We start from the raw sequence: 18,416 nt of genomic DNA, 5'->3' as shown, positions 1-18,416 counted from the left end.
TACCAAGTTTGATGATGTCTTAGCGCATTATTTGCCACCAAGTTTAGATAAGGATTCGAGATGAAACTGTTATATAATATTGAAGATAAACCGCCTATGGGTGTCAGTCTTGTGTTGGCACTGCAGCATATGTTAGCCGCTATGGGGGCGATTGTTGCTGTCCCTCTAGTGGTTGGTTCCGCCATCGGTATGAGCACAGAAGAGATGGTTATTCTGGTTAATGCCGCACTAATGGTCTCGGGCCTGGTGACCATTGTGCAGTGTAAAGGTGCCGGCCCGGTTGGAATACGTTTACCCGTGGTGATGGGCACCAGTTTTACCTTTGTTGCCATTTCTATCTCCATAGGCCTGGAATCCGGGGCCTCGGCGATTTTTGGTTCCGCGTTAATAGGCTCCCTAGTGATGATTATTGGCAGTCGGTTTATGCCACAGATCAGAAAGTTATTTCCTCCCGTCGTCTCCGGCACAGTCGTCTTACTTATTGGCTTAACGATTTTACCCGTGGCCGTTGATTGGTTCGCCGGTGGTTTTGTCGGCCAAGAGGGCTATGGATCTTATAATAACCTGCTGCTCGGCTTGCTGGTGTTGGTGGTGGTCATAGGCTTATCACAGCTAGGCAAGGGCATAGTATCTGCAGCCGCCATCGTTATCGGTATGTTTGTCGGTTATATGGTCGCTATCATGTTAGGTATTGTCGACTTCTCTCCTGTGGGTAGCGCGCCGGTATTTGCCTTACCCAGTCTACTTCCCTTCGGTCTCAGCTTTACCATCAGCGGCATCATAGGCATGTCTATCGCCTACCTAGTGACTATCATGGAGTCCACCGGCGACTTCTTAGCCCTGAGTGATGCGACCCATACTAAGTTAACCGGTGATAAGCTTTCCAGGGGCATCTTATGTGATGGTCTGGGCAGCGCCTTGGCATCGACCTTAGGGACTACGCCATTCTCATCTTTTAGTCAAAATGTCGGCATCGTCTCGATAACTGGGGTCGCCAGCCGACATGTGGTGGCATTAACCGGCCTCATCATGGTGTTCGCCGGACTATTCCCCAAAATTGGTGCTCTGGTTGTCACCATACCTTCTCCTGTGCTCGGCGGTGCTGGCCTGGTGATGTTCGCCATGATCATCTCAGCGGGTATCGGTATCTTAGCTCGCATCAACTTCACTAAGCGCAACATGATGATCATAGCCGTGGGTGTAGCCGTTGGTATGGCGGTAACCTTCCGCCCCGAGATCCTCCACAGTTTTCCCGACTCAGTTAGGGTGATCTTCAGCTCAGGTATCACAGCCGGCTCATTAGTGGCCTTGCTGCTTAACCTGGTGCTTAGGGTCAGTCGCTCCGATGAAATCCAGTGTACGGCAGAGAAACGCGAGGCGTTGCGAGAGCAGATTGCAGAGAGTGAAGCTGAAAATCTGTTTGAATCTGATGAAAAATCAGTCATAACAATCAAATAGCGAATTTATGCCAGTAAAAATGCGTAGATCACACCTGTGGTAATAAGAGGTATTGCCACTTTTTGGATGTAAACAATAAAATCAGGCTACTAGTCTTGGTCTGCGTTTTAATGCAATATATTGATAATAAGAGATAAATTGAGGTTTATGATGGAATATAATCATACAATAAAAGTCATTAGAGCATCCTTCCTGGATATCTTGAGTGTGGTAGATGATCCAGCAGATATAGAGAAGAATCTAAGGTTTATTGAAGATGGTCTGATGTTTGTTGCCAATGGACGCATAGAGTGGATCGGCACCTGGGAAGAGGGCAAAGACAAGATCCCTGCCGATGTCAGGGTGCGCAGTTATCCGGGGAAAATAGTCATGCCCGGGTTTATCGATACCCATATTCACTATCCACAATCTGAGATGGTGGGTGCCTATGGTGAGCAGTTACTCGAATGGCTGGAGAACTATGTTTTCCCCACCGAGGCGCGTTACAAAGACAAAGACTATGCCAAAGAGATGTCTGAGTTCTTTGTAAAGCAACTGCTGCGCAATGGCACAACCACCGCCATGGTATTTTGTACCGTGCATCCTGAGTCAGTCAACTCACTGTTTGAAGTGGCTGAAAACATCAACATGCGTATGATAGCCGGTAAGGTGATGATGGACCGAAATGCACCTGACTATCTGCTGGATACGCCTGAGACTAGCTACAACCAGACCAAGGAACTCATTGAGAGGTGGCACAAACGCGGACGTCTGCTCTATGCCATTACTCCACGCTTTGCCCCGACATCATCCCCAGAGCAACTCGATGTCGCCGGTAGACTCAAGAAAGAATTCCCCGACACTTATATACACACCCATCTGTGTGAAAATAAGGGTGAAATCAAGTGGGTTAAAGAGCTGTTTCCTGAGCGTGCCAGCTACTTAGATGTTTATCATCATCATGGACTGACTGGACCTAAGAGTATATTTGCCCACAGTATTCACCTTGAAGATTGTGAGTGGGATTGTCTGCATGAGACAGATTCAGCGGTGTCTTTTTGCCCTACATCAAACCTATATCTTGGCAGCGGCCTGTTTAAGTTACAAGAAGCCTGGAAGCGTAAGGTCAAGGTGGGCATAGGCACAGATATTGGTGCTGGCACCACCTTCAGCATGATGCAGACCCTGAATGAAGCCTACAAGGTGATGCAACTGCAGGACTATCGTCTATCGGCATTCGAGGCCTTCTATCTGGCGACATTAGGCGGCGCTAAGTCGCTGTCTTTAGATCACCTGATCGGTAACTTTGAGATAGGTAAGGAAGCCGATTTTGTGGTTATCGATCCCTGCGCGACCCCTCTACAGCAATTGAGATATGACAACTCTAAGTCTCTTGCTGATGAGCTGTTTGTGCTCATTACCTTAAGTGATGATCGCAGCATCTATCGTACCTATGTCGATGGAAAATTAGTTTACGCACGCAATTAAGCGCGAGTCAAAAATTGGAATACTCGGCTGTTGCAGCCGAGTATATGTGGAAGTATGGGCTGAAAATAAAAGCTCAATAGTCATATTGAACTTTAATTTTAACATCTAACCAGAGCTTACATCTCAGTTGGTTTATGCCCTGGTGCCATTGCTTGAAGTCTGAGTAGACACTCGCATGATGTTATCAAAGAACATACTTTGTGGCAAATAGGAAGCAATGATATGACCGATAATAATACAGTTGGAAATGAATCATTAGAAAAAAATAAGTTAGCCTCAAAGAGAACCCTAGACAATTATTTCGAGATAACCGAGCGAGGGAGCACAGTCCGGCAAGAGGTCATTGCTGGAGTGACCACTTTCATGGCCATGGTTTATTCGGTCATCGTGGTGCCCAGTATGTTAGGCATCGCAGGGTTTGATCCCGGTGCAGTATTTATCGCTACCTGTTTGATAGCGGCTTTTGGTTCGCTGTTGATGGGCTTATGGGCAAAACTGCCAATGGCTATTGGTTGTGCCATCTCACTCACGGCATTTCTGGCATTCAGCCTAGTCTTGGGTCAAGGGGTCAGTATTCCCGTTGCCTTAGGTGCAGTCTTTCTTATGGGGGTCGTGTTTACCGGCATTACCGTGACGGGCATTCGTCAATGGATCTTAACTAATCTTCCATTCGGTATTGCTCACGGTACCGGCATCGGCATTGGCCTGTTTTTACTGCTCATCGCCGCCAATAGTGTCGGACTGGTGATGAAAAACCCCCACGAAGGCTTACCTATTGCGTTAGGTGACATTACTTCATTGTCGGTGTTGATGTCCGTGATAGGTCTTGGGGCCATCTTGGGGCTGGAGAAACTCCGCGTTCCAGGCGGTATCTTACTGGTGATCGTGACAATCTCGATATTTGGCCTGATCTTCGATCCGAGTGTGGTGTATCAAGGCTTATTTGCCATGCCAGACTTTGGTGGTGAGAACTCCCTGATTGGTACTATGGATGTCATGGGTGCGTTAAACCCGATGATCTTGCCCACGGTATTTGCTTTGGTGATGACCGCTATCTTTGATGCTACGGGTACCATTCGTGCGGTAGCCGGTCAGGCTAACCTGTTGGATAAGAATGGACAGATCATCAATGGGGGTAAGGCGCTGACTTCTGACTCTGTGAGCAGTATATTTGCCGGCATGGTCGGCGGTGCACCCGCTGCTGTCTATATCGAGTCAGCAGCGGGTACAGCCGCAGGCGGCAAGACAGGTTTAACGGCCACTGTGGTGGGTGTGTTGTTTATCTGTATGTTGTTTTTGGCACCGCTGAGTTATCTGGTTCCGGCTTATGCCACAGCGCCAGCCTTGATGTATGTCGGACTTTTGATGATGTCTAATGTTAGCAAGTTAGATCTCAAGGATTCGGTGGATGCATTATCTGGTTTGATGTGCGCCGTGTTTATTGTGTTGACCAGTAATATTGTTACCGGAATCATGCTGGGCTTTTCAGTGCTGGTGATAGGTCGGGTGATCTCGGGTGAGTGGAAGAAGCTCAACTTAGGTACTGTGCTTATTGCCATTACTCTCGTTGCTTTTTATCTCGGTGGTTGGGCAATTTAATCTTGCTCAGTTTTTAAACGAGTCATTATAAACGAGTCACTTTACACTCGTTTAACGATTTAAAAAAATAAAAATTGTTAATTATAGGTGAAGAATATGAACAATAAATGGATATTGGTGGCATTACTAGCAAGCCCGATAGCATGTGCAGATAGTTTAATTCATTGGTCTGATTTCAGTGTGACAGGCCTTTACGGTGATAGCTTTGAGGTCGATCCTGCGGAGCAAACCACCATTACGCTAGAAACCGCCGGTGGTTGGAAATACGGGGATTGGTTCGCGTTCCAAGACTTTATTTACTTCAATGATGCACCAAGTGATAGTAATCACGCTAACTATGGTGAGATTGGTACTCGCTTTAGTGCCAGTAAGATTTTTGATAGCAAACTAGGTTTTGGCCCCTTAACCGATCTGTCTCTGGCACTGCAATATGAACAAGGAAATGCTGCGGCAAGTACCATTCTCTATGGGATAGGTTCAGATTGGGCCGTGCCTGGTTTTAGCTACCTGAATGTGAATGTCTATTACCGTAGCGAATTGAGTAATCCTTTCGTAGCACCAGGTGCCAGTGATGGTTGGCAGGTAACTCCGGCATGGAGGATTGATTTTGGTGACACTGGTATAGTGTTCGATGGCTTTATTGACTGGGTATTTGCTCCGTCTGAAGACGCTTATGAGTCGGTGCTGCACATTAATCCACAACTTAAGTATGACTTAGGCGCCGCGATCAATGGCAAAAGTGGCCAATTTTATGTCGGTGTCGAATATGATTACTGGAAGAATAAGTACGGCATACCCAATGGTATTCCCGGTCTTGACGTTGACCAAAGTGCCTTCTCGCTCCTTATTCAGTACCACCTGTAAGTGTTAATTTAACGCAGAGCTGAATACAGCAAGAGTAAAAGCCTCGACACGAAAGTGTCGGGGCTTTTTTATTGATTGGTGGGGCTGGGCTCTGCTTTATGATTTAACTAATTGATTTTAATTGGTTTGTGTTGTGCATCTTTCTATAGATGTTCCATTAGGTGTTCCAATGAAAGCGAGTCACTGTGACCCAGTGTCAGGATAGTAAGAAAAACGGTTAAAACTCGATAAAAAGTTCATCGACGGCCTTTATCGCATCTTCTAGCAAATGAACCCCCTTCAAGTTTAATAAAGTCTAACTTTATGTACTTTATGATCTGTAATTCCACTTTGCTAATAAAAGTCTAGAATTATGGACTTTATTGAGCAAGCGCAAGAGATCCCGAAGATAGAGCTGTGATCAGCTTTTTAAAGGTGAAGTTTTTCAAAGTAACAGATGCCCGCGAGTTTATTAATGGTGATAAAGGTGTACCTCAGGTAGCAGAATTTTGCTTTCTATAAACTCGATTTCATTACGGTACGCGCTGAAACACTGTCTAGTGTTCACAATAAATTTCATGTAATGTGATCTTGTTAAACTTTAAGTTATCAATAAAAGCATAGAGTTATCACATCTCCTGATGTCTGACGCTCTACAATCAACCTAAGGACGGGTATGGTGACAAACAACTTACGACAAAGAAAATTCCTGAATATTCGCCAATTACCTCTCAAATCAGCCATCTTGCCCTGCCCACTCGCAGAGTATCTGCCTAATTCACCAATCAATACAATACAGGGCTGACAAAATGGATAACTTTTCACCATCAGATCTCAAAGCAATATTGCATTCTAAGCGTGCCAACATCTATTACCTCGAATATTGCCGAGTGATGCAAAAAGACGGTCGGGTGTTGTATCTGACAGAGGCAAAGAAGGAAAACCAATACTTCAATATTCCCATTGCCAATACCACGGTTCTGTTGCTGGGGAATGGTACGTCGATCACCCAGGCCGCGATAAGAATGTTGGCACAAGCTGGCGTATTGGTCGGTTTTTCTGGTGGAGGAGGAACACCGTTATACATGGGTAATGCCATTGAATGGTTTACCCCACAAAGTGAATATCGCCCTACGGAGTACTTACAAGGCTGGATGAGTTTTTGGTTTGACGACAATAAACGACTCGATGCGGCTAAACAATTTCAACAAGCACGGATTGAATTTTTACATCATGTTTGGGGTAAAGACAGGGATCTTAAATTAGAAGGTTTTACTACTAACGATAGCAATATTGAAGCTGCATTACAGCGTTTTGATGAACGCATGGTCACCGCCACTAAGCCGTCCGATCTATTGTTAACCGAAGCGCAGCTCACCAAGCAGCTCTACAAATTTGCCGCCAATGTCACGAACACGTCAGACTTTAAACGCCAGCATCAGTCTACCGACAAGGCAAACGACTTTCTCAATCACGGTAATTATCTGGCTTATGGGTTAGCGGCAACCACCCTATGGGTATTAGGCATACCGCACGGTTTTGCAGTGATGCATGGCAAAACCCGACGCGGGGCGCTGGTGTTTGATATTGCCGATTTGATCAAAGACGCTATCGTCTTACCTTGGGCTTTTATTTGCGCCAAAGAAAACCTCACCGAACAAGAGTTTCGTACTCAGATTTTACAAGCCTTTACCGACCACAAAGCATTGGATTTTATGTTTGAACAAGTTAAGAAAGTAGCATTGCAGGGGCATGATGAAACAGAGGGCCAATCACAATGATGGTGACCTTTGTTAGTCAATGCGAAAAGAACGCCTTAAAGAAAACGCGGCGGGTGTTAGATGCCTTTGCAAATCGCATTGGTGACAATACGTGGCAAACAATAATAACCGAAGACGGCTTACTTACGGTTAAAAAGATGCTGCGAAAGACTGCCAGTAAAAGTACCGCCGTGAGTTGCCATTGGATCCGCAGTCGTTCCCGCAGCCAGTTTATATGGGTAGTGGGCAATAAGAGCAAATTTAATGAGCAGGGATTAGTGCCAGTGAATAGTACCAAGCGAAATTTGTTAAATATGGAAATAGAAAATGATTGGAAGTATCTGCCACTGATAAAATCGCTCACCGGACTTGCTGCGCTGTTACATGATTGGGGCAAAGCATCACGACTATTTCAAAATAAGCTCAGCCCAAACAGTAAAAGTAAATTTAAAGGCGATCCTATCCGACATGAATGGATATCTTGTTTATTGCTTAATGCACTGGTTCGTTCGAGTGATGCTGGCGATGAAGACTGGCTCAAGGTGCTGATTATGGGGGAGTTGGACGAGCAACGAATTAAAGCGGTTGCTGGAGAAAATATAGGTAACCCTCTGCAAGGACTGCCTGATGCTGCCAAACTCATCGCTTGGTTGATCGTTTCGCACCATAGATTACCCTTATATTCTTGGGATAAAAAAGAAGTAAGAAGTAAATATAACGGTGAGTATTTCTCCCAAATAGACGGCTTGTTGGGAGAAATAAGTAAACAATGGGGCTATGAAAATCGCCAAGATGAAGCTGAATACCAATCCCGGGTTAAACAATGCTTTGAATTCCCCAAAGGTTTATTAACCCAGTCTAAACAGTGGAATAAGTTAGTTAAACGCAGAGCTAGCCAATTACAACAGCAATTGCCATTGATTAAAGAGGCGATCGCCGACGGCAGCTATCGTTTGGTATTACATCATGCGCGTTTGTGTTTAATGTTGGGCGATCATAACTATTCATCTCAAGATGCTGCAAAGGGTTGGCAAGATACCACAGGTCTATTTGCTAATACCGACAGAGACACCAATCAGTTTAAGCAGAAATTAGATGAGCATTTGGTGGGCGTCGCTAAAGTGGCACTGGATACCGCGCATCTATTACCTGCTTTCGAGTCAGAACCGCCGCTAGCCCAAGATATTCAAGCACTAAGAAAGAAAAGCACGGACAGCAATTTCAAATGGCAGGATAAAGCGGTGGACAGCATAACGGATTGGCGACAACAGCAGTCTAAGCAAAAGTTTGGTTTTTTTGCGGTCAACATGGCGAGTACCGGCTGTGGTAAAACCTTTGCCAACGCTAAAGTGATGCGGGCATTATCGGCAGATCAGAAAAGTTTGCGCTACATTCTGGCGCTTGGATTGCGCACATTAACCTTGCAGACAGGTGATGAATATCGACAACGTATCGGGCTAGATAAAAGTCAACTGGCCGTGTTAATTGGTTCTAAAACTGTGGCCGATTTACATAATAAACGTGTAGCAGAAGAGGAAGAGTTGACAGCGGAAGCCGTGGGTTCTGAATCTGCAGAGTCGTTACTGGATGAGTTTATTGATTATGACTGTGATATTCCTGAAAGTGGGCTAACGACAGTACTGACTAAAAATAAAGATAAGCAGTTTCTTTATGCCCCAGTTTTAGCTTGCACCATTGATCACATCATGGCAGCAACAGAAACCAAGCGGGGTGGTCGTTACATTTTACCGTCATTACGCTTGATGTCGTCTGATCTGGTGATTGATGAAATTGATGATTTTACCGGTTCAGATCTCATTGCCATCGGGCGACTCATTCATCTTGCGGGCATGTTAGGACGTAAGGTGATGATCTCTTCAGCCACCATTCCCCCAAGCTTGGCTGAAGGCTATTTTAATGCCTATAAAAAAGGCTGGCAGTTGTATTGCCGATCGCGCACCGAGTCACAAGCCATTATAGGTTGCGCTTGGATTGACGAGTCTTTTACTCAGGTTGAAACCGTAAAATCTAGCGATAGTGACACCGCCATAGCGCAATATAAATCGTTTCACGATGCCTTTATTGATAAACGTATCAAATTGCTAACCAATCAACCCGCGAGACGTAAAGGCCATATTGTGGCTTGCGAAGTCAATAAGGCTAACACTAAATCGGCTGATGAAATCAGCAAGCAAGAGGCTTACTTTCAGCATATTAAAGACGCGGTTTTAGTCAAACATCAACACCATCATACTGTGGACGTGATGACGAATAAACAGGTGTCATTTGGTGTTGTCCGTGTTGCCAATATTTCACCTTGTGTTGAGTTAACCCGTTATTTATTAAAAACCGCATTTCCAGCTGATACCGAAGTCAAGGTCATGGCTTACCATAGCCAGCAGGTTTTGTTATTACGTCATGAACAAGAACGGCATCTTGACCAAGTGTTAAAGCGCAAAGAAAAGGTAGGCGAAGCGGCGAAGGCTTTTAGCAATGGCATTATTCGTGGACACCTTGATAACAGTAACGCCAAACAGGTTATTTTTATTCTGGTTGCCACCCCTGTTGAGGAAGTCGGGCGCGATCATGATTTTGACTGGGCAGTGGTGGAACCGTCGTCTTATCGCTCTATTGTGCAATTAGCAGGACGTGTTCGCCGTCATCGCGAAGGCGAAGTGACTCAAGCTAACATTGGCTTAATGCAATATAACTACAAAGCATATATAGAAGGCGACAAACAAGGCAGTGTTTATTTTACCCGACCTGGCTATGAAACTAAGCCAATGCTAACCCATGATCTGAGTAAAATCATCAACCTTACGACGCTTGAAAACGGCATCAATGCGATTCCGCGCATTACTCAGTTAGATAAATCACAAGGCCAGCATTTAGCGGGTATTGAACATCGTGCTATCGGCACATTACTTACCCAATACGCCCAACTCGGCCCAGAAACACTGCAAGGTTATCTCGATTCAACGTGGTTTTTAACTGCACTTCCGCAACTGCTGCATGGGTTTAGGCAAAGCGAGCCCAGTAACAAAATATTTTTAGTGGTAAATAGCGATGATGAAGATTGTTATTTCACCCAAAAAGACGAACAAGGTTTACGGGTTACAGATATCGCAGGTAACTTAATTAATATCGAGAATATATTGCAGATAACCCAGGTGAATTTATCGATAAGTGAGCGCAATAATTTATGGCTAGTACGCGATTATGTTGATGTATTAGATGCACACATTGACGAAGATGTGCTACCGACAAGACGGCAAGTGTCACTGCGTTATGGCGAATTAAGTTTTGTTGTCAGAGACGGTGATAAATACCAATACAGTGATCAATTTGGATTAGTGAAAATAGGGAGAAAGCAATGTTAGATCCTGCAATTACTAGCTTCTTTGCCGAACGAAAAGAAGCCTGGTTAAAGAAAAACCTAAAAGCTTCGATGGATGAAGCTCAAACTCGAGAAGCACAACAACAATGTGAAGCGGCATTCTCGCTATCAATTTGGCTACCCAAAGCGGCGAAAAGAGCAGGTCAGATCTCAATGGCGACGCACCCTTGTACGTTTAGTCATCCGAGTGCTCGAAAAAATAAAAATGGCTACGTTAGTTCGGTTATCGCTAAGGCAGAACGTGCGACAGATGGATTTTTACGCAGCGGTAATGTCGTTGTTGATACCGATGCATTGGGTAACGCTGCGGCACTGGATGTGTATAAATTTTTAACCTTAGAAATGACTGATGGCCAGCAACTGCTCACGCATATTCAACATGATTCAGAACTGGCTACGCAGTTATTGACGCTAAAAGACGTTACTTATTTGGAATTAAAAGCAGGCTTTGTCGCGATGGCGGAAAGTGGCAGTGAAAATGTTACCAGCTCTAAAATCAAACAAGTGTATTTTCCTGTCGATGATGATTACCACCAACTGTCAATATTGACGAACTCAGGCATGCTTTATCAATTAAGAAAGCGTATTGACACCTTGAGATTTTCTGATGAAGTTAAAGTATTGCGTGATTTAAAAAAGAAAAACGAATATAGCGCGCAGGGCTTTGCTGAAATTTATGGCTTAACTACCATAGGGTACGGTGGAACTAAACCACAAAATATCAGCGTACTGAATAATCAAAATGGCGGTAAAGCACATCTGTTGTCATCACTACCACCACAAATAGAAAAACGCACTCTTCACTTTCCGCGCAGTAATTTTTTTAGCGAATCGTTTCGACCTTATGAATACAAGGATGTGTTTCAAGCGCTGCACCGCATCTTTAAAATTGATTATAAAAACAATAAACAATTACGCAATAGCCGCGATGCGCGTATTCACGAAGTCATGGATAAAGTCATTGCCAAAATGTGGGCCATTCGCAGTATTTCTGAGTTGCAATATAACAGTGAGTCATCACAACTGAGTCGCGCGCAAAAAATATGGTTACATCATGATTTTACCGAACAACGTGAAAACACGGATGAATGGTTAGACACCTTGCTCAATGAGATATCTAGTTGGTTTGCAAGCACTTATAAAACGGCTGTGGGTAAGCAAGCGATGATACTCGGTGAAGAAGAGCGGTTACATTTTTTGAAAATGATCACCCAACATAAGGAGGCATTACGATGAGCGGCGAAATAAAAACCCTATTAATATTGCCACATATTAAAGTGCATAATGCCAATGCACTATCCAGCCCTTTTACCATAGGCTTCCCTGCAATGACGGCTTGGTTAGGGGCAATGCATGCGCTGCAACGTAAGTTAAATCAAGACGGTTTTGCTGATTTAACCTTTAGTGCGACAGGCGTTGTTAGTCACCAATGTGATCTGCAAACTCACAAAGGTGTCGGTGATTATGTTTCTTCAATTATCGGCACAGGTAATCCGTTGGATAAAACTGGTTCACGCAGTGCGTTTATTGAAGAAGCGCGTTGTCATTTGGATGTCACCTTGCTGGTGGAACTTGATGGGCTAAATAAAACCGATGAAGTCGCAGTATTAGAACGGATTTCCCATCATCTGCATGGACATATGAAAATGGCAGGTGGTGATATTAAGGGGCTCCATGCGCCGAGCATTCAACGAATTGAGGAGGGTGAAGCGTCTGATCTCGCTATGCTCACACGCCAATTAATGCCGGGTTATGCGCTGGTTGAACGCCGTGATTTAATGATTGCAGCGATGGAAAGTGGTCAAGATGCCATGGACGCTTTGTTAGATTATTTAGTCGTACATCAAAGTTGCACACAAGATGATGACGGTAATGTCACTTGGCAAGCTAAACGAAAAACCTATCAAGACAAACCGGCAGGTTGGATAGTGCCTATCGCCACCGGATTTCATGGCATCACGGAATTAGGCGAAGCTAAAAATCAACGCGATCCAGAAACTCCGCATCGATTTGCCGAAAGTATTGTTACGTTAGGTGAATTTAAAATGCCGTATCGGATTAATTCACTTAACGAAATTATGTGGCATTACGCCATTGAACCTGAAAATAACTTATATGTTTGTCAACAAACTCACTCTCTACAAAAACCAACTTCAGCGGACGATTGGTCTGACTTTTATTAAATAAGGAAAATTTATCATGGCTAAAAAAGAAAATATTGCATCGGTACTCGCATTTGAAAAAAAACTCGTCCCATCTGATGGTTATATGTATGGCACGTGTTGGGAAGATAGAAGTGTCGTCACGCCATTAACGTTAATTGAAAAATCTGTACGTGGCACCATTTCGAATCGCTTAAAACCCGCTGTGCAAAAAGACCCGGTGAAGTTAAACGCAGAAGTGGAAAAGGCCAACTTACAGCGCGTTGATGCTTGTGCATTAGCACCAGAGCAAGACACGCTAAAATTGAATTTTTCGTTGAAGATATTAGGTGGTCTAGCTAAACCATCAGCGTGTAACAATGCGCTCTTTAAAGAAAGCTACAGTGCTGCAGTAAATGATTATCTGGGCAGTGAGGGCTGTAAAGAGCTAGCACGCCGTTATGCGTTAAATATAGCCAATGCGCGCTTCTTATGGCGCAACCGCGTCGGAGCTGAAAATATTGAAGTGCAGGTTAATGCATTAAATAAGAATGCGCCGCAAAGCTGGACATTTGATGCCACAAAATTTAGTACTCGCCACTTTAATGATTCTAGCTCGGCTGTGGATGAATTAGCGGCACGTATTGCTGAGGCTCTTGCCAGTGAAGATGATTTTTTAATGCTGGATATTAACTGTTTTGTACAAGTCGGTAAGGCGCAAGATATTTACCCAAGTGAAGAATTGGTGTTGGATAAAGGCAAAGGCACGAAAGGTAAAATCCTTTATTCAGTGAATGATATTGCCGCTATGCACTCACAAAAAATTGGTAATGCACTGCGCACTATCGATACTTGGTATCCGGAATTTGACAGTGGCAGCAGTGCGGGGCCAATTGCAATTGAACCTTACGGCGCTGTAACAAATCTCGGTAAAGCTTTTCGCACACCCGTAGCTAAACAAGATTTTTACACCTTCTTTGACAGTTGGGCTCGTGGTGGACAGCTTGAACGCATTGAAGATCAACACTACGTCATGGCGGTAATTGTGCGTGGTGGTGTATTTGGCGAGAGCGATAAATAGGAGCGAGAATGAAATATTATCTCGATATTACCTTGTTGCCAGATGCTGAGGCTAACTTAGGTTTTCTTTGGCAAAAAGTGTATCAACAAATACATCTGGCTTTAGCTGAGCATAAAACGGCAGATAATACCTCAGCAGTCGCGGTTTCATTTCCAGAATGGAGCCAAGGTAATTACCCATTGGGGAGTAAGTTACGACTTTTTGCTGTAAGAGAACAGGCATTACAAGCGCTAGATATACCTCAATGGTTGCAGCGGTTCACTGATTACACCCATTGTACCTCGATTAAAGCTGTGCCTAGCTCTGTAACGCAATATGCTGTGTTTAAACGTGTGCAGTTTGACACCAATATTGAGCGTATGGCAAGGCGTAGGGCTAAACGAAAAGATGAAACGCTTGAGCAAGCGCTTGCCTATTTTAAGGGGTTTACTGAACAAGCGAGTAAGTTACCTTTTATCAATATGAAAAGCCTATCCAAGGAGCAAAACTTTCGACTTTTCGTTCAAAGAGATAGTGTGCCAGCGCCTGTAATAGGACTATTTAATACTTATGGCCTAAGCAAAGCAGCCACAGTACCTTGCTTTTAACCCTTTATTTTTCTCTATCTTACAATATGATATAAAACAACAGGTTACAACAAGTCGCTTTTCAGAAGGTTAAATAGGTATTTTTAGCCTAAAGACTTGTTGTAACTTATTTTTGTGCTGATAGTCTATTGTTCACTGCCGCACAGGCAGCTTAGAAATTTAGTGATGCTGAAATATTCCGTACAGATTGGTTCACTGCCGCACAGGCAGCTTAGAAAGTTCGATGGATTAAATATACTACCAAATGTTGTGTTCACTGCCGCACAGGCAGCTTAGAAATTGAAATGACAACGGTGATTAAATAACTGTTGGTTCACTGCCGCACAGGCAGCTTAGAAAAAACGCATACTCAAAAGAAGTATAGATCCATATGTTCACTGCCGCACAGGCAGCTTAGAAAATAAGGAGGCCAAACAAATCGTTAAAGCGGCGGTTCACTGCCGCACAGGCAGCTTAGAAAACGTATACCAGCCGCACCGCTACCATACATGAGTTCACTGCCGCACAGGCAGCTTAGAAATATTACCTTGAAATGACAACGGTGATTAAATAGTTCACTGCCGCACAGGCAGCTTAGAAAACTTTGTGACACCAAACGCCAAAAATCGATTAGTTCACTGCCGCACAGGCAGCTTAGAAACTCAATGGCAGTTAAATCTAGCCCGTTTTCACTTGTTCACTGCCGCACAGGCAGCTTAGAAACAGGTGATGAGAGCTAAAAACCCTTATAAAACGTTCACTGCCGCACAGGCAGCTTAGAAAAATGTAAGACAATTTTACGGGAATAGTCCAACGTTCACTGCCGCACAGGCAGCTTAGAAACGCTTCGATGCGCCTGATAAATGGCACGATATGTTCACTGCCGCACAGGCAGCTTAGAAAGACAGCAGTATTTAACTGGTCAGCAAGTAGTGGTTCACTGCCGCACAGGCAGCTTAGAAATTAAATCGCTTACGTTATTGCAGCTGCAAGAAGTTCACTGCCGCACAGGCAGCTTAGAAACCTGAGAAGTTAGAGAAGGGTGATAAGTTATTGTTCACTGCCGCACAGGCAGCTTAGAAATGTCAACCCTAGAGTTGTTTCTGAGTCGTTTGGTTCACTGCCGCACAGGCAGCTTAGAAAGGCTAGATGTTTGGTGGTAAGGTGGGTAAATTGTTCACTGCCGCACAGGCAGCTTAGAAAAAGAAGAAGATACGGGGAGGTTGTTTGCTGCGTGTTCACTGCCGCACAGGCAGCTTAGAAACCTTAGCCCATTTAGTGATTTGATTTGCTACCGTTCACTGCCGCACAGGCAGCTTAGAAAAATGTATTGAAACATGTTGCAGGGGTTGGCGTGTTCACTGCCGCACAGGCAGCTTAGAAAGTTTATGTTGGCTCTATGGAAATGAAAGACATGTTCACTGCCGCACAGGCAGCTTAGAAATTTGCGCCCGAAGGCGCGTTAATTAGTTTAAAAGTTCACTGCCGCACAGGCAGCTTAGAAAATTTTATGAGGATGTTCTTTACCAGCTTATAGGTTCACTGCCGCACAGGCAGCTTAGAAATGACAACGAAGGGTACAGGCTTAATGGTGAGCGTTCACTGCCGCACAGGCAGCTTAGAAATCTTCGGTTTTAATGTTCGGTGCGTAATCTTCGTTCACTGCCGCACAGGCAGCTTAGAAATTGCAGAGAGTGGGCAGATTGAAAAGGACGCCGTTCACTGCCGCACAGGCAGCTTAGAAATGTAGTTAATTATAGCGGCAAAACTATATTCTGTTCACTGCCGCACAGGCAGCTTAGAAAATGCCAGACATTATTATTTGCGAACCTGTAGCGTTCACTGCCGCACAGGCAGCTTAGAAACATTAGAGGGGACTTGGACGCACAAGACAACAGTTCACTGCCGCACAGGCAGCTTAGAAATAGAGCTAAACATAGGTGATTTCTCATTCAACGTTCACTGCCGCACAGGCAGCTTAGAAAGTTAAAGCCTCATCGACTTCAAGCATATCTAGGTTCACTGCCGCACAGGCAGCTTAGAAACTATTGCCCCGTTATGGGGCGTTAATGGTTAGTGTTCACTGCCGCACAGGCAGCTTAGAAAACAGCGAAGATAAGCTTGCTGGATGGCTTTACGTTCACTGCCGCACAGGCAGCTTAGAAATAACAATTAAGCCGGTATTCACGCAAGCAATGGTTCACTGCCGCACAGGCAGCTTAGAAATCGATATGGTGCGAGGAAGCCACAGAGCTAGCGTTCACTGCCGCACAGGCAGCTTAGAAATTCTTGATGAATATTTATCCGATTCTTACAACGTTCACTGCCGCACAGGCAGCTTAGAAATCTCTAACGTCAATGATGAAAGTTGAAAACGTGTTCACTGCCGCACAGGCAGCTTAGAAAGATGTCTGCTTATTCGTCATTTATTATCTCCTGTTCACTGCCGCACAGGCAGCTTAGAAATTGCGAGAAGGCTATAGAGTTAGCAGCTAAGTGTTCACTGCCGCACAGGCAGCTTAGAAAATTAAGATTGGTGATCGCCTTTTCTTTATGGCGTTCACTGCCGCACAGGCAGCTTAGAAATTGCTGCGGTGCATTGTATTGCTGCTGATTCTGTTCACTGCCGCACAGGCAGCTTAGAAAGCAAGGCTTGACACTAACCACTAACACAACGAGTTCACTGCCGCACAGGCAGCTTAGAAACGATAGGGTACAACTTATTTAGAAGGGACTACGTTCACTGCCGCACAGGCAGCTTAGAAAACTTTAAATACTCTTACCTCTCCTCCAGTGCCAGTTCACTGCCGCACAGGCAGCTTAGAAAAAAGCGGTGACGGGATATTAGCTGATGCAATAGTTCACTGCCGCACAGGCAGCTTAGAAATCAATCGAGGGCTTCTTTATATCAACTAACTAGTTCACTGCCGCACAGGCAGCTTAGAAATACAATGATAAAAAGGAACGTAAAGAATCACTGTTCACTGCCGCACAGGCAGCTTAGAAAAGTAAATCAAACGCCTCATTGCGGGCGCTGTTGTTCACTGCCGCACAGGCAGCTTAGAAATATTTTCGAAATAGCCTTAATTGTTACCGATGGTTCACTGCCGCACAGGCAGCTTAGAAATTCAGCGTTATATCTCATTGTGCACCTTAAACGTTCACTGCCGCACAGGCAGCTTAGAAAATCAGGTGAAAACAGTTTCCAAATGGCTCTCTGTTCACTGCCGCACAGGCAGCTTAGAAACCCCAAATGAACCACTCTAAAGCGGCGTAAACGTTCACTGCCGCACAGGCAGCTTAGAAAATGTAAGGACGTATATCCATTATTGTAATAAGGTTCACTGCCGCACAGGCAGCTTAGAAAGATTTGGAAAACTAATGGTTTTATGATGGGCGGTTCACTGCCGCACAGGCAGCTTAGAAATAAATGAAACGCCAGAGATTCAAGAGCTGAAAGTTCACTGCCGCACAGGCAGCTTAGAAATCAAGTGATACCACGCTAACCATCTGACAGTTGTTCACTGCCGCACAGGCAGCTTAGAAAATAATGAATTGCGTTTAGACAGAAGCATCATAGTTCACTGCCGCACAGGCAGCTTAGAAAAAGTGTGTAAAACCTGGTTGACCGGAGTCGACCCCAATGCTCTTGGATAACGATCAACACCATTTTGACTCACAATCTGCAGCAATATCGCAGGGGACAGCTTATTTGAGCATAACCATTTCTTACAAGATGGCTAAACGACCGAGAGATGATATCCCTTTAGTCTCATGCTATTAGGTCAGTAAAAAATGTTAAAATCATGATCTAGCTCTCATTATTTTGTGAGGAAAGCCAGTAGATGTTGCGTGGCCTCTCAGTTTCAGTTGAAGTCGGCATCGAGTGTGATCACACTCCGAGAAATGCTCTTTCGAGCTAACTATACTCTCCAACATATTGAGGAACCGCAAGGTTTAAAGGGGAACCAGATTTAAAGTCTGGGCTGTACCCGCAACTGTAACTGAGTATCCCGTGGCACTAGATAAGCTAAGGGGATTCAGGAGCCAGGATACCCGCCTCATCTAGTTAGCTGGAACCGGGCGGGCGCTCTCGGTAAGGTA

General features: G+C 44.6%; 10 protein-coding genes, 1 CRISPR repeat array and 1 riboswitch. All 10 genes read left to right on the top strand.

The window, feature by feature from the left end; all coding sequences use genetic code 11:
* The first annotated feature begins 60 nt into the window (after positions 1-60).
* The gene (locus KT99_RS05555; protein WP_005497861.1) at positions 61-1,458 is read left to right on the top strand and encodes a nucleobase:cation symporter-2 family protein; all 1,398 of its coding nucleotides are present in this window, start codon (positions 61-63) and stop codon (positions 1,456-1,458) included.
* 150 nt (positions 1,459-1,608) lie between these two features.
* Positions 1,609-2,925, top strand: a complete 1,317-nt coding sequence (gene guaD, locus KT99_RS05550; protein WP_005497860.1) for a guanine deaminase — start codon at positions 1,609-1,611, stop codon at positions 2,923-2,925.
* A 222-nt stretch (positions 2,926-3,147) separates the two neighbouring features.
* Entirely contained in the window at positions 3,148-4,524 is a 1,377-nt protein-coding gene (locus KT99_RS05545) for an NCS2 family permease (protein ID WP_005497859.1), read from the top strand.
* Between the two features lie 96 nt (positions 4,525-4,620).
* Positions 4,621-5,388: an outer membrane protein OmpK gene (locus KT99_RS05540; protein WP_005497858.1), complete on the top strand. Its 768-nt coding sequence runs from the start codon at positions 4,621-4,623 to the stop codon at positions 5,386-5,388.
* Between the two features lie 788 nt (positions 5,389-6,176).
* On the top strand, positions 6,177-7,148 hold the full coding sequence (gene cas1f / locus KT99_RS05535; RefSeq protein WP_005497856.1) for a type I-F CRISPR-associated endonuclease Cas1f: 972 nt from the start codon (positions 6,177-6,179) through the stop codon (positions 7,146-7,148).
* The gene (cas3f, locus tag KT99_RS05530) at positions 7,145-10,507 is read left to right on the top strand and encodes a type I-F CRISPR-associated helicase Cas3f (protein ID WP_005497855.1); all 3,363 of its coding nucleotides are present in this window, start codon (positions 7,145-7,147) and stop codon (positions 10,505-10,507) included. Before cas1f ends, cas3f begins: the two co-directional genes overlap by 4 nt.
* Complete coding sequence (csy1, locus tag KT99_RS05525; protein ID WP_005497852.1) at positions 10,501-11,760, top strand: type I-F CRISPR-associated protein Csy1; 1,260 nt, start codon at positions 10,501-10,503, stop codon at positions 11,758-11,760. The genes cas3f and csy1 overlap by 7 nt, the downstream gene beginning before the upstream one ends.
* Complete coding sequence (gene csy2 / locus KT99_RS05520; protein WP_005497851.1) at positions 11,757-12,707, top strand: type I-F CRISPR-associated protein Csy2; 951 nt, start codon at positions 11,757-11,759, stop codon at positions 12,705-12,707. The genes csy1 and csy2 overlap by 4 nt, the downstream gene beginning before the upstream one ends.
* Positions 12,708-12,723: 16 nt before the next feature.
* Positions 12,724-13,746 (top strand): type I-F CRISPR-associated protein Csy3, encoded by a 1,023-nt coding sequence (gene csy3 / locus KT99_RS05515; RefSeq protein WP_005497848.1) that lies wholly within the window; start codon positions 12,724-12,726, stop codon positions 13,744-13,746.
* 8 nt (positions 13,747-13,754) lie between these two features.
* Positions 13,755-14,333: a type I-F CRISPR-associated endoribonuclease Cas6/Csy4 gene (cas6f, locus tag KT99_RS05510; RefSeq protein WP_005497846.1), complete on the top strand. Its 579-nt coding sequence runs from the start codon at positions 13,755-13,757 to the stop codon at positions 14,331-14,333.
* A 130-nt stretch (positions 14,334-14,463) separates the two neighbouring features.
* Positions 14,464-17,919: direct repeats of the CRISPR family, unit length 28 nt; unit sequence GTTCACTGCCGCACAGGCAGCTTAGAAA.
* A 319-nt stretch (positions 17,920-18,238) separates the two neighbouring features.
* Positions 18,239-18,390, top strand: a riboswitch (cobalamin riboswitch).
* Positions 18,391-18,416: the final 26 nt, after the last annotated feature.

The organism is Shewanella benthica KT99, from assembly GCF_000172075.1.
Taxonomy (GTDB): Bacteria; Pseudomonadota; Gammaproteobacteria; order Enterobacterales; family Shewanellaceae; genus Shewanella; species Shewanella benthica_A.
Note: the sequence above shows the minus strand (reverse complement) of the source record. Positions and strands in the feature narration are given on the sequence as shown.

Bases quoted from the DNA above. Each gene is read 5' to 3' on its own strand.
- KT99_RS05545 (WP_005497859.1), top strand. From the start codon at position 3,148: ATGACCGATAATAATACAGTTGGAAATGAATCATTAGAAAAAAATAAG.
- cas6f (WP_005497846.1), top strand. From the start codon at position 13,755: ATGAAATATTATCTCGATATTACCTTGTTGCCAGATGCTGAGGCTAAC.
- csy3 (WP_005497848.1), top strand. From the start codon at position 12,724: ATGGCTAAAAAAGAAAATATTGCATCGGTACTCGCATTTGAAAAAAAA.
- cas3f (WP_005497855.1), top strand. From the start codon at position 7,145: ATGATGGTGACCTTTGTTAGTCAATGCGAAAAGAACGCCTTAAAGAAA.
- csy2 (WP_005497851.1), top strand. From the start codon at position 11,757: ATGAGCGGCGAAATAAAAACCCTATTAATATTGCCACATATTAAAGTG.
- csy1 (WP_005497852.1), top strand. From the start codon at position 10,501: ATGTTAGATCCTGCAATTACTAGCTTCTTTGCCGAACGAAAAGAAGCC.
- guaD (WP_005497860.1), top strand. From the start codon at position 1,609: ATGGAATATAATCATACAATAAAAGTCATTAGAGCATCCTTCCTGGAT.
- KT99_RS05555 (WP_005497861.1), top strand. From the start codon at position 61: ATGAAACTGTTATATAATATTGAAGATAAACCGCCTATGGGTGTCAGT.
- cas1f (WP_005497856.1), top strand. From the start codon at position 6,177: ATGGATAACTTTTCACCATCAGATCTCAAAGCAATATTGCATTCTAAG.
- KT99_RS05540 (WP_005497858.1), top strand. From the start codon at position 4,621: ATGAACAATAAATGGATATTGGTGGCATTACTAGCAAGCCCGATAGCA.